Annotated in this window: 11 protein-coding genes and 2 pseudogenes; 10 read left to right on the forward strand and 3 right to left on the reverse strand. The window is 46.2% G+C overall.

The annotated features are described in order from the left end of the window. Nucleotides 1-25 precede the first annotated feature (25 nt). Nucleotides 26-1,111: an acyltransferase gene (locus Q0I19_RS03190; RefSeq protein ID WP_294757965.1), complete on the forward strand. Its 1,086-nt coding sequence runs from the start codon at nt 26-28 to the stop codon at nt 1,109-1,111. Then, nucleotides 1,104-1,547: a helix-turn-helix domain-containing protein gene (locus Q0I19_RS03195; RefSeq protein ID WP_294757963.1), complete on the forward strand. Its 444-nt coding sequence runs from the start codon at nt 1,104-1,106 to the stop codon at nt 1,545-1,547. Before Q0I19_RS03190 ends, Q0I19_RS03195 begins: the two co-directional genes overlap by 8 nt. A 237-nt stretch (nt 1,548-1,784) precedes the next feature. On the opposite strand, the gene Q0I19_RS03200 is transcribed toward Q0I19_RS03195, so the two are convergent. Both Q0I19_RS03200 and Q0I19_RS03205 read right to left on the reverse strand, forming a co-directional pair. Next, nucleotides 1,785-1,979 carry a helix-turn-helix domain-containing protein gene (locus Q0I19_RS03200; RefSeq protein WP_294757961.1) on the reverse strand — a complete coding sequence of 65 codons (195 nt, stop codon included), beginning with the start codon at nt 1,977-1,979 and terminating at the stop codon, nt 1,785-1,787. 1 nt (nt 1,980) lies between these two features. Further along, on the reverse strand, nt 1,981-2,406 hold the full coding sequence (locus Q0I19_RS03205; protein WP_294757960.1) for a sigma-70 family RNA polymerase sigma factor: 426 nt from the start codon (nt 2,404-2,406) through the stop codon (nt 1,981-1,983). 702 nt (nt 2,407-3,108) lie between these two features. Between Q0I19_RS03205 and Q0I19_RS03210 the strand changes: the two genes are divergently transcribed. From Q0I19_RS03210 to Q0I19_RS03240, 7 genes are all read left to right on the forward strand, one after another. Then, nucleotides 3,109-3,312, forward strand: a complete 204-nt coding sequence (locus tag Q0I19_RS03210) for a helix-turn-helix transcriptional regulator (protein ID WP_294757958.1) — start codon at nt 3,109-3,111, stop codon at nt 3,310-3,312. Nucleotides 3,313-3,370: 58 nt separating this feature from the next. Further along, a complete protein-coding gene (locus tag Q0I19_RS03215) occupies nt 3,371-4,147 on the forward strand; it encodes a hypothetical protein (protein ID WP_366012308.1) in 777 nt (258 codons plus the stop codon). After that, nucleotides 4,119-4,457 carry a hypothetical protein gene (locus Q0I19_RS03220; RefSeq protein ID WP_366012310.1) on the forward strand — a complete coding sequence of 113 codons (339 nt, stop codon included), beginning with the start codon at nt 4,119-4,121 and terminating at the stop codon, nt 4,455-4,457. Before Q0I19_RS03215 ends, Q0I19_RS03220 begins: the two co-directional genes overlap by 29 nt. Nucleotides 4,458-4,515: 58 nt before the next feature. Next, nucleotides 4,516-6,297 (forward strand): DUF262 domain-containing protein, encoded by a 1,782-nt coding sequence (locus tag Q0I19_RS03225; RefSeq protein ID WP_294757956.1) that lies wholly within the window; start codon nt 4,516-4,518, stop codon nt 6,295-6,297. Between the two features lie 199 nt (nt 6,298-6,496). Next, complete coding sequence (locus tag Q0I19_RS03230; RefSeq protein WP_294757955.1) at nt 6,497-7,354, forward strand: patatin family protein; 858 nt, start codon at nt 6,497-6,499, stop codon at nt 7,352-7,354. A 154-nt stretch (nt 7,355-7,508) separates the two neighbouring features. Next, nucleotides 7,509-8,585, forward strand: a complete 1,077-nt coding sequence (locus tag Q0I19_RS03235) for a DNA repair exonuclease (protein WP_294757952.1) — start codon at nt 7,509-7,511, stop codon at nt 8,583-8,585. After that, nucleotides 8,582-11,839 (forward strand): AAA family ATPase, encoded by a 3,258-nt coding sequence (locus Q0I19_RS03240; protein WP_294757950.1) that lies wholly within the window; start codon nt 8,582-8,584, stop codon nt 11,837-11,839. The genes Q0I19_RS03235 and Q0I19_RS03240 overlap by 4 nt, the downstream gene beginning before the upstream one ends. A gap of 108 nt (nt 11,840-11,947) precedes the next feature. On the opposite strand, the pseudogene Q0I19_RS03245 reads toward Q0I19_RS03240, so the two are convergent. Continuing rightward, a pseudogene (locus tag Q0I19_RS03245) lies at nt 11,948-12,037 on the reverse strand (M23 family metallopeptidase); the annotation flags it as partial. Nucleotides 12,038-12,497: 460 nt separating this feature from the next. On the opposite strand from Q0I19_RS03245, the pseudogene Q0I19_RS03250 reads away from it, so the two are divergent. Then, nucleotides 12,498-12,832 (forward strand): annotated as a pseudogene (locus Q0I19_RS03250) (helix-turn-helix domain-containing protein); the annotation flags it as partial. Nucleotides 12,833-12,907: the final 75 nt, after the last annotated feature.

Consider the following 12,907-nt stretch of genomic DNA (forward strand, 5'->3'; position numbering starts at 1 on the left):
AAATCATTGCAAAGGTGGGAATAATATGAACCCTGCAAGAAAGCTGTATCTGGATAACATTCGCTGGGTGACGGTGGTTTTGGTGGTAATCTACCATGTGATCTATATGTTCAATGGTGTGCAGCCCTTTGGTGTGATTGGTCCCTTCCGTCCGAACCAGTTACAGGATTGCTTTCAATATCTGGTCTACCCTTGGTTCATGGCATTGCTGTTTGTTGTATCGGGGATGAGCGCACGGTACTATCTGCAAAGTCATACCACAAAACAATTTTTGAAAGATAAAACCCGTAAGCTGCTGGTTCCGTCCACGATTGGCTTGTTCGTGTTCCAGTGGCTTCTTGGTATCTATAATCTGAAAATTAGCGGTGGACTGAACATTACAGACATTCCGACGCCTATATTATATCTGATCACCGTGCTGTCCGGCGTAGGACCTCTGTGGTACATCCAGATGCTCTGGTTGTTCTCCATGCTTTTGCTGGCGGTTCGGAAAATCGAAAAAGACCGGGTCCGGAACTTCTGTTCCAAAGCGCCGGTCTGGAGCATCCTGATGCTGGTAATCGTTGTTTATGGTTCGGCACAGGTATTGAACACCCCGGTCGTCACCGTTTATCGGTTTGGTATTTATGGATTCTGCTTCTTTGCGGGCTATTTTCTGTTTTCCCACGAGAACGTAATGGAACGGCTGTGCAAGTGGTGGTGGATGTTTGACGCAGCCTCGGCTGTGCTTGGCATCTCGTACATTGTGCGTTTTTTTGGTGAAAATTACGCCGTTGCACCGGTTCTGATCAACATCCATGCCTGCGTTTATTGCTGGATCGCGATTCTTGGTATTCTTACAACGATGAGAAATTATGCCGATATCTCAACCGCATTTACACAGTGGATGGCGAAGAAGTCATGGGGGTTGTATATTTTTCATTATCTGCCCATTGCTGTGATCTCGTATGAACTGCACGAACACGCCCCGGACACGCCGGAAGTGCTGGTCTATCTGCTGGTGGGCACCGGAGCCTTTATCGGCGCATTTCTGCTGGATGAAATTATTAGCCGGATGCCGATTCTGCGCTGGTGCGTCCTTGGAATCGGAAAGGAGAAGAAACGTGTTTAAGGACAATTTGGTCTCACTTCGTAAGATCCACGGTTACTCACAGGATGAGCTGGCGGAAAAAATCGGAGTGACCCGCCAGACTTTATCAAAATACGAGACCGGAGAATCTCTGCCGGACATTGAACGCTGCAGGCGGTTGGCAGAAGTTTTGGATGTTTCCATGGATGACCTTGTAAACTACGAGAAAACTGCCCAGGAGAACTTAGGGCTGGAAGTTCCGCCCAAAGGAAAACACATTTTCGGTATGGTAAAAGTGGGGGACAAAGGGCAGATCGTCATTCCCGCAAATGCTCGGAAGATATTCGACATACAACCAGGGGACAATCTGCTGATCCTTGGGGACGAGGAGCAAGGTCTCGCCATCCTTAAAGAGAAAAGTTTTCTGGAACAGCTGCGTCTGATGGAACGTATGCGGCACATGGAATCCATCGAATGATCAAACCCTGAGGAAAACGCACTCCCGGCACCGAATACTGCGAAGCTTAGCATGGGTTATCCGCAGCAGTGCAGACCGCAGATGAATGATGCGCAACATAAGCCCATGCTAACAGACACGCAGAATTTCTCGCTATGATAAGGCTTAAAAAACAGCACAAGCGCCTACCCCAAACGGCAGACGCTTGTGCTGTTTTTACTATGTAGTTTTAGCAGCCCGACAAGCTTGATTCATTGATCAAGGCTTGTCGATGGGGAACTTTGAAATTGCCTGAATAAACGCCATAACGATGACATCATATAGATTCTCATCTTTTCGACCTGCATTGCGGCTTGCTTTCTCTGTCATGGGACGGAAAATGTCAAACATTTCCATCAAGGCTTTTTCATCACCGTTTTTTGCGTTAATCAACAGTTCGCGAAAAGAAATCATATCAATCTTCCTCCAGCATTTCTTTCTTCAACTTATCGAGAGCGTTCTTTTTATGAGACCGAATTGTAGAGCTGGTGACCCCCAACTTCCGGGCAGCCTGCTCGGGGGTGAGTTCATCCTTATAGAGCAGCTTGATGACCACACGTTCCGTCTCCGACAGAACGGAAAGGCTCTCGCAGAGCTTTTCTCGCAACCATTTTTCGCCGAAGATTTCCTCCACCGTGAAGGGGCTGACCTGACAGCGTGTTTTATCAGTTGCAGAGAGAGCTTCATAGAGATCCTCATGATCCCAAATAAGTTTTACTTTTCTATAGTATTCCGCCTTTTTATGAGCCAAGGTTTGCTTAGCATATGCTGAAAATCGCGCAAGCAACTCGGCGTCCTCCGCCGTAAGCACATACTTATCGTTGGCATTCTTTTCAATCATATTAAACCTCCAGAATTTTGAGTTTCATAGAATAAAGCTCAAGACCGGGAGGTCCGCGAATGCGGTCGGGCGGTAAGGTGCCGACGAAAGAAAACAAAAAAATATGCCAGATGGTCACAACAACCATCTGGCATAGAATAGATATACGAACTACGATGTACGGCGCAGCCTTAAAGGGTGCAGTTATCCTCAAACGGAGATTTGCTTTAATATGGCGCTCCTGCGTCATATAAGTTGATAAATGATTTTGCCATACATACCGAACCCTTCTGCTGAATCCTGCAACGAAGAAACAAAAATTGCCCGACAAGTAAATACCTGTCGGGCTGAAAGCGGATTTGCTTACCTTCCATCCAACTGTGATTTGGTTTTCATTTCTGCGTCAAGCTGGTGCTATGTAGTCTACAATTAGTTCTCTTAGTGTGATGTGATTTGCCTATAACAAAAAACGTAGGAATGTCCAAAACTAAGTATAATTCAGAAACGACGATTACTCAAGCAAAATGTACTAAGAAGCGGGATGAAATATGTAAGCTTTGCCAAGAACGACAGACAAATTATACTCCGCAGCAAAATTAAGGACAAAAATATGCGAAATTCGACACATTGGATTGAAAAAAATAATTTCTTGCGCTATAATGAAACAAAATGGTTTTAATTGAATTTCGCAGTGGTTAAGCACATCCCAAAGGAGATTTAGAAATGGCTGTACGGTACAACAAACTTTGGAAGATTCTCATCGATAAAAAAATGAAGAAGAAGGATTTGCAAGAGCTTGCCGGTTTGAATCGCTATCAAATGCTCAAGTTGGCAAGGGACGAAAATGTGACCACAGAGGTAATCGGAAATATATGCCAAGCCCTAGGCTGCACCCCAGATGAAATTCTGGAATTCTATGACGATTAAAATCCGGTGCGCTTATAGACTGTTATTTTAAATATGTTTAGGATGGGTGTTGTAGGCAATGGATATTATCAATAATATTACGAAAACGCTGAAAGATGACTTGTCAGTGGAAATTAAACAAGGCAGCAAGCTATCCATTGCGGCAGCCTGCTTCTCTATTTATGCCTTTCAGGAATTGAAAGAACAACTGTCCCAAATCGAAGAGCTTCGTTTTATCTTTACCTCTCCAACCTTTGTCGCAGAAAAGGCAAAAAAAGAAAGGCGCGAATTCTACATTCCACGATTAACCCGTGAAAGAAGTCTTTACGGTACTGAATTTGAAATTAAGCTCCGCAATGAATTGACCCAAAAAGCTATTGCACGAGAATGTGCAGAGTGGATCAGGCAGAAGGTCACTTTCAAATCAAATGTCAGTGACAAATCTATTCAGGGACAAATTGTAGTTGACGGCGTAGGCTATACCCCCATCAACAACTTTACTACGGTTGAACTTGGCTGCGAAAAAGGCAATGTAATCAGCACCACAATCGTAAAGGACGAGTCCCTTGCCCGCACTTTGCTTGCTGACTTCAATGAAATCTGGAACGACAGCAAGGTGCTTCAGGTCGTCACCGAGGAGGTAATCGACAGCATCACGGCTGCCTATAATGAGAACTCTCCCGACTTTATCTACTTTGTGACTCTCTACAATATTTTCAGCGAGTTTTTGGAAGATGTGTCCGAGGATGTTTTGCCAAACGAGGCAACCGGCTTCAAGGAAAGTAAGATTTGGGGGATGCTCTATAATTTCCAACGCGATGCCGCCCTTGCCATTATCAATAAACTGGAAAAATAAGTTTGCCGAAGATTTGGATGCTGCGGAGGAAGTTTGTGTCTACGCCAAGCTGCCCCGAACCTTCCAGATTCCCACGCCGGTAGGCAACTATTCGCCGGACTGGGCAATCGCATTCTACGAAGGCACCGTCAAGCACATTTTCTTTGTGGCGGAAACCAAAGGTACGATGGAAACACTGGAACTGCGCCCCATCGAGCAGGCAAAAATCTCTTGTGCAAAGAAGCTGTTCAATGAGATGTCTACAAGCAATGTAGTGTACCACGATGTGGACAGCTACCAGAGCCTACTGAACATAATGAACTCACTCTGAGAGTTATAGAATGGGTTTATAAGATAAGCGGAACAACAATGTTATCCGGAGGATCCATATGGAAAAAGAGCTATTCAAGAATATTCCCAGCAAAGTCGGGGATTTAGTAAAGGATGTACGCAATGGCCGCATTGGTCTGCCGGACCTTCAGCGCCCTTTTGTTTGGAAAGACAATAAGGTTCGCGAGCTTTTCGATTCCATGCTTAAGGGATATCCCATTGGCTATATTATGCTTTGGGAATCTCCGGCTGATTACGAGAGCAAAAAGAGTACCATTGGAAATAACGATAAGACTTATGATGAGCCCAAAGAACTTGTAATTGATGGACAGCAGAGATTGACAGCCCTTGTTGCCGCTATGTTTGCGGTCAAAGTAAAGGACAAAAACTTTGTAGAGCGCGAGATTAAAATTTCTTATAATCCGCTAACTTGTGAGTTCGCCGTATGGTCTCAGGCATATGAAAAAGACCCGGATTGGATCAGCCGTATCAGTGATATATTCCTCGCCAAAGAGGATAATTCCATCAGTTCACTTAGACGTCGTTATATCAAGGAAGCTAATGAAAGCCGCCTCAAGAAGGAAGTTCCGCCGTTGACGGATACAGAAGAAGATAAAATTGAGGATAACATCAATGCCCTTTTGAATCTGTTGGACTATTCACTGCCTACTTTGGAAATCAGTTATAACGCAGATGAAGAGGATGTCGCTGACATCTTTGTTCGAGTCAACTCTGGCGGACAAAAACTGACAGAGAACAACTTCATCCAGACACTTATCTCTGTTTATGAAAATGAAACAGGCGATAGGATAAATGCGTTTTCTGCTGAATCCAGAATTCCAGCAAACAACACCTCGTACAACACACTCTTGGCAGTTGAGCCGTCCCACCTGATTCGCATGGCTGTTGGCGTTGGATTCAGACGCGCACGGTTAAGATATGCTTATATGCTGTTGCGAGGAAAAAATCTGGAAACTGGAAAGTTTTCCGCCGAGGAACGCTCCGAAAACCTTCGAATTTTCAAGGATGCGCTTGACAAAGTGATGAATCTGAATAACTGGCACGGTTTTATCAATATTGTGGGTGAGGCCGGATATATTAGCTCCAAATTGATTGCTTCATCCAATGCCGTTGTATTCAGCTACGTCCTTTACCTGATCGCAAAATACGATTATAAGCTAGACGCTGCACAACTGAAGAAGTGTATCAGCAAGTGGTTCTTTATGAGCAGCATCACATATTTCTACACTGGCTCTACGGAGACCGCGGTGGAAAAACAGTTTGCAGATTTGCGTGATGTTCACAGTACCGCAGATTTCATTTCGTATATTGACCGTGTTATCGAAACACGTTTTACCGACGATTATTTCCGCTTAACACTGCCGAACGAACTGAACAGCGCTGCAGCGATTTCTCCTGTATGGTACGGCTATGTAGCAGCTCAAATTATATTGAGTATGCCCATGCTCTTCAGCAATACCCCTGTGTCCAAATATTTTGTTCTTGGCTCTAGCGGCACGAAAAACGCAATTGACAAGCATCACATCTTCCCGAAAAATTACTTGACTACCATTGGGTTTGATACCGACCGCGACAGAAATCAGATTGCGAATTACACCTATCTGGACTTTTCCACCAATATTGAAATCTCCGATAAGCCACCCATTGACTATGTATCCTATTACCGCCATAAGCTTGGTGAAGAAGGATATCGAAAAGCCTGTGAGAATCATGCTCTCCCCGACAATTTTGAAAACATGGAATATATGGATTTCCTGAGTCAGAGAAGAATCTTGATGGCGCAAACGGTTCAAAAAGCATATCAGAGATTGTGTGAGTAGACCAGAAAAGAGAAAGATGCGTCATGAAAAGCACACAAATACCATAGCTTTATTTGCCAAAGTTCCGAGTGTGTAAAAAGCGTATGACCATCTAAAAAATGGTTTGATGCAAGGAAATCAGTATAGACTTACATCAGAAACCATATACCCGAAACGCTGCTTCGAACTGTGCATACGACCGGGAGGAAAGCAAAAAGAAATGAAAACAGGTTTGATATTGGAAGGCGGTGCCATGCGCGGAATGTTCAGCGCAGGCGTAATGGATGTCATGATGGAAAACGGAATCTGTTTTAACGGAATCGTCGGAGTTTCCGCAGGAGCAGCATTCGGTGTCAATTACAAATCGAAGCAAATCGGGCGGACTATTCGTTACAATGCGAAATACTGCCATGATAAACGCTATTGTGGGATTGGCTCTCTCTTGAAAACAGGAAATCTTTTCAATACAGAATTCTGCTACGGTGAAGTTCCTTTGAAGCTCGATGTTTTCGATTTCGATACTTACGAGAAAGACCCTACAGCATTCTATATTACCTGCACAGATATCGAAAGTGGAAAGCCGATCTATCACGAATACACAGGTTGGAACGATCACGGCTTTGATTGGATCCGTGCATCTGCCTCACTTCCGTTGGTTTCACAAATTGTCGAAATTGATGGATTGAAATTGTTGGACGGTGGAATATCCGATTCCATCCCCGTTGCCTTTTTTGAAAGCATAGGATACTCAAAAAATGTTGCCATTCTGACACAGCCGATAGACTATCGAAAAGAGAAAAACCGAATGTTACCCTTGATACGCATAAAATATCGGAAATACCCGAATCTAATAAAGGCGTTGGAAAATCGACATCTGATGTACAATGCAGAACTGGATTTGATTGCAAATCAGGAAAATAGCGGCGACCTATTTGTCATTCGTCCCGATTCACCCCTTCCGGTCAGGCGCGCTGAGAAAGACCCCAAAAAATTAACAACCTGCTATGAAATTGGCAGACAGACCGCAGAAAAAGAACTGACGCGACTGATTGCGTTTATGAAGGATGCAAAAGGCTAAGGCATCATTGCATAATTCCCGCCTACAGGCGCTGCCTTGGCAGATTGATAAGAAACAATGCCCATCGTCATCTCATTCAGCTGACAGAAAAGGCACAAATCACTGCCAGTGATAAGTTTTATACAAATTTACTTTTAGACAGGAGTTGAAATCGTTGACAAAGATTATCCATTGTGCTGACCTGCATCTGGATTCTCCGATGGAAACCCACATGTCGGAGGAGCAGGCATCGACCAGAAACACCGAAATAATCCACTCATTTCTCAGACTGACAGAGTATGCCGCAAAAAACGATGTCCGTGCGGTCATTCTGGCGGGAGATATGTTTGATGGTGAGCGCGTTAAGGTTCGGACGATAGACGAAATCCTTGACGCTGTGCGGCGCACACCCAATGTGGATTATCTGTATCTTACCGGCAACCATGATGACACAACCTACGCATTTGCCGACCACGATGTGCCGACCAACTCGAAGCTTTTCGGTAAAGAATGGGCTACCTACGAATATGACGGCGTAGCCATCTCCGGCATTGAAATTTGTGAAGCCAATGCTCATTCGCTCTATCTGAATATCCCGCATAAAAATGGAGTCATAAACATTGTCACTCTGCACGGACAGGTGGGTTCTTCCGCTGATGTAGATGAGATAAACCTTTCTTTACTAAAAAACAAGGGAATTAACTATCTGGCATTGGGGCATATTCACACATACTCGGAACAGCCGTTGGACAGTGAAGGCATCTATTGCTATTCGGGATGCTTGGAAGGACGAGGTTTTGATGAATGTGGCCCGAAGGGCTTTGTTTTGCTCACCGTAGAGTCTGGTCATTTGGAACATGAATTTGTGCCGTTCAGTTGTCGGCAGCTGCACCGTATTCCGGTTGATATCAGCGGCTTGACCAAGAATTCCGAAATCGGTCAGAAAATGAAAGCCGCTGCACAGGGCATCCCGTCAGAGGACATGGTTGAATTTCTTCTTTCCGGCGGAGTAGACCCCACTGCAAATCTTGCGGTATCGTACCTGCAGAATCTTGTAAAAAGAGATTTCTTCTTTGTTAAAGTAAAGGATCAAACACATCTGGCGATAAACCCGGAGGACTACAAACACGACATTTCGCTCAAAGGTGAATTTATTCGTTTGGTATTGGACTCGGATGCCAGCGAGGAAGACAAAGCGGCAATCATCCGCACCGGTATGCAGGCACTGATGGGGGAGGAGATCACGCTATGAAACTGATTCGATGCCATATTGAAAACTTTGGCGTACTCTCCGACTTCGACTTCAGCTTTGCCGAGGGGCTGACCACCATTTGTCAAAGTAACGGATTCGGCAAAAGTACCTTTGCCGCCTTTATTAAAGCGATGTTCTATGGCTTTCCCCGCACGGGTGCCCGTAATATCGTAGAAAATGAACGCAAACGGTACGACCCCTGGCAGGGCGGAAAATACGGCGGCTATCTGGAGTTTGAAGCGCAGGATGTCAGTTACCGTGTTAGGCGTTACTTTGGTAAGACCGCCGCTAAAGACACATTCTCGCTGTTGGATTTGACCAATCGGCGTCCAAGCACTCGTTTTTCAGAAAAGCTCGGCGAGGAATTGTTTCAGCTGGATGCGGACTCCTTTGCGCGCAGCACCTATGTTCCGCAGCTGTCTGCCAACGATATGCAGGCAACTACTTCTATCCGGACAAAGCTGAGTAATCTGGTCGATGACACCAATGACCTCCGCAACTACGACACAGCAGAAAAAATGTTGCGCGATTATCGCACAAAATTTCGTGCTTATCGAGGCGAGGGCGGCGCTATCAACGAAATAGTACGGAAACGTCTTAATCTTGAAAGTGATAAATACATAGCAGAACAGCAGCGTCCAAAATTGCAGGAGGTTGTGGAAGGCATTGATCGCTTGAATGGCGAAAAAGCAATTAAAACGGATGCTGTAAATAATCTGCGGGAAAAGATTCGTTTGGCGTCGGATCAGAAGGTCCGTATAGCCAATCAGAAGCAGCTGAATAGCCTGCGCTCGGAAGTTGAGAAGAAGCAGCAGTATCTTCTGGAGATGGACGAAGGTTATCCGGTCGGTTACCCTACTGCCGAGGAAATCAAGGAACAGCGGGAGAACCTGAGCATTATACAACAGGAGGGTCATCGACTTCAGGCACTGAAGCTCAGCGACGCCGACAAGGAAATCACCGAAGGCGAACAGCGCTGGTTTGCAAACACCGAACAGGTTGCCGCAGATATTGAACAATGCGACCGAGATTGCAAGGAACTTGGAAAGGTTTCTGCCAAGATGACCGCCCAGATGCTGCCGGAGGAGCTTGAACGGTTGGATGCATTGTCCAAGCAGTTTGCCGCTGGAATTCCAACAGAAGCAGAGCTGCAAACCTGTATGACAGCTGCCGATGACCTCAGCGATGCACAACGTCAATATGCGGACCTATCCGTACCAGCGGAAAATCAAAAATGTCTTGCACAGCTTCAGGAACTGTTCAGAAGCGGCATTCCGGATGACAGCGCACTAAGCGATTGTGAACAGACTCTCCATGATCGCGATGTGCTGATCCAAAGCCGATCTGCGCACATTTTCCCTGACAATGAGCAAAAGCAATATGATGCGTTGAAACGTACCTTTGCTGCGGGTGTCCCTGCTGAGGAAGAAATCCAGAGCAAGCAAACGGACAGCCGCCGAATTGCAGAACTGACGGCCAAGAAAAACACGCAGACCACGATTATACAGCAGGATCTTCCACAAGAACTTCCTGCGCCTTCTAAAGCACCCCTCATTTGTGGAGGAGTCGGTGTAGCACTGCTGGTTTTCGGCATTATCTGCTTTGTGATGCAGCTCTCGATCCCCGGAATCATTCTTCTGGTTGCCGGGTTTGTAGCATTGCTCACAGCATTTTGGCTGCACACCAAGTCCATCGTCAACAACCAGACGCGGAGCAGCGCCTCTGTTATTACCGCCAGTGCTATTTCGGATGAAGAAAATCAAGAGTTGTACACTCTGCAGCACGCTCTTAATGATTTCCTGTTACGTTTTTATGATGACGCTGCCGACCCTGATAACAAGCTGGTGCAGCTGCGCATTGACAGTAAAGCTTACGCCGATTTACACGAAAAAAAGCTTGCAGCAGAGGACGAGCTTCGAGAGATCGATGCAAAGATTCAGGCAAAAAATGAAGAAATTCAATCGATGTTTGAACGGTACTATCCCCACGATACATACCGGGATGATTTCGTAAAAGGACTGCGTGATAGCCTTAGCAAATACCAGCGGTTGACAGAAGAAGCCCGGACGGTATCCGCAAAGCGTGATGATTTGAAAGCAAGGATTGAGGACGACCGTTCCAAAATTATTCCTGTTCTGCATAGGTATTACCCGATTGAACTGCCGAGGGATCTGCGTCAGGGAATCCGCACATTAAGCGGCGAGGTCACGGCGTATAACGATCTCATGAAGAAAAAGCAATCTATGCAGGAGGGAAATGCAAAATATCAGGAACGCGCAGATGCGCTGAAAGCCTCGATTTGCAAGATTCTGCTCACCTACAAAGCCTTGGATCAAGCCTTGCCGTATGATACCTGTCTCCAGAATCTCCGGAAACGCTTTGACCGTTATAAAGAGGCATCGGAACGCGTTGCCCACTACACACAGGAACTTGAAAATTCAACTTCGCGGAAAAATCAGGCAAATGCTGAGGTTCAGAAATTCCTGCAAAAGTATCAGCTTTCGGACGATACCCCCGCGAATCTTATCGATTATGCCGATGATGATATTCGGAGTAGAGATGCCACTAAGGAGGCGCTTGACGAAGCACAGCACAAGCTGAACACATTCATGGAAGAGAATCCCGGCGTTGAAGCCGATGTCATTGATGTAGACAATGATCTTGCTGACCCGGAAGTTTTGCAGGAATCTGAAAAGCAACTTCAAAATGTGATTGATGGTATTGAAGCGGAACTGCGAAATTTGCGTCAAGAGCGTGACCGTATTCGCCGGTCTGTCGAAAACATCCCTGCTTGGGAGGATCGTATGGCTCGCCTTCAAAATGAACAGGAAGAGGATGAAAGGAAGTGCGCACTCGCCGATCAAACGCTTGCCCTGCTGAGTCAGGCCAAGGATAACCTTGCCAATAGCTATGTTGGAAGGGTAGAGCGCGGGTTCGAGAGCTACGCCAACACGCTGATGGGGAATCAACTGGGCGATGTTATGGTCGACAGGGATTTGCATCTGTATATCGACGAGAAAGGCGCTGCCCGTGAAGTCGGCAGCTTCAGTGCAGGAACTATAGATTGCATTATGCTGTGTATGCGTCTGTCGCTTGTGGATGCCCTCTTTGGCGATGAGAAACCGTTTTTGATCCTGGATGACCCCTTTGTAAATCTGGATGATGAGCATACGAAACGCGCGCTGGAAATGCTCGACAAAATCGCCGAGGATCATCAGGTTGTGTACCTGGTTTGCAATACAAGCCGAAAATAATGACAGCATTGTACCATGGGCACCAGTATGGCTGCGAGCTCTGCGGTAACGGCGGCTGTAACGGCAAACGCAATATTTTGGGTGACGACATTCCCTTGTGTTTGTAGGGGACAGCATATCCAATGGATTTACCCTGACCCCACCCTGCATTACCTCAAAATGCAGGTGGTTGCCGGTGCTGTCACCAGTGCTGCCCACATATATGGCTTGCACAGAACCAAATTGCTAAGCTTTATGACACGACCCAGCAAAATATAAGCCAGCATATCGATGGAAGATACAAAAACGGGGAACTGGGCTGAATCTACTTACAAGAAATTCTTGTCGGTTCGTTCCGAAGGGACAAGACAGGCAAAAAGAAATATCAATTACCTTGTGGTCGATATGAGCAATCGCCCCGGCTAATGTATCAAAGCGTCCCTCGCACGAATCGGGCACCTCAGTTAAGGCAGTAGCTTCGTTCCGATTAGCACAACCAGCGCAAACCCGCATAAAACCGGGACTTTTCAAAAATCTAAAGACAATTAAACATCTCTATAATCACACCTGAAATGCCTTTTTCGTAAGTCTGCGACGAAAAAGGCATTTCTTTTTGCCCAAGGAAAGGAGGTGACACTATGTACTTACTTCCGGCCAGAATCGGGCCTTTGAACGGCTGATGCAGGAAAAGCCTGGTTTCGATCACTACGACGGCGGCGGGGCGGACGCGCCGGAGGATTGCGGCACCTGCCGCTTTTATCGCCCGGATTGGAAATATCAATTCTGCGTCTATGCAGAGTGTCCCTATCAGCCGGGCAAGCTCACCGGTCTTGCAGCGGGGCCAAATTCACTGTGAAAGGAGCTGATTTTGATATGGCAGCATTCCGCGTAGAAAAGAATCGAGGCTACACGGTGATGTCAAATCACCACCTGCGGAACAAGGCCCTGTCCCTGAAAGCCAAGGGCCTGCTGTCGCAAATGCTGTCCTTGCCGGAGGATTGGGACTACACCCTATCTGGGAGTATGGAGCCAGAGAAACCGGCGATTTTCTGCTGGTAAATTCTACGCATTTAGAGCGGCACTATGGCG

The sequence above is a fragment of the uncultured Gemmiger sp. genome (assembly GCF_934561205.1).
In the GTDB taxonomy this organism is placed as follows: domain Bacteria; phylum Bacillota; class Clostridia; order Oscillospirales; family Ruminococcaceae; genus Gemmiger.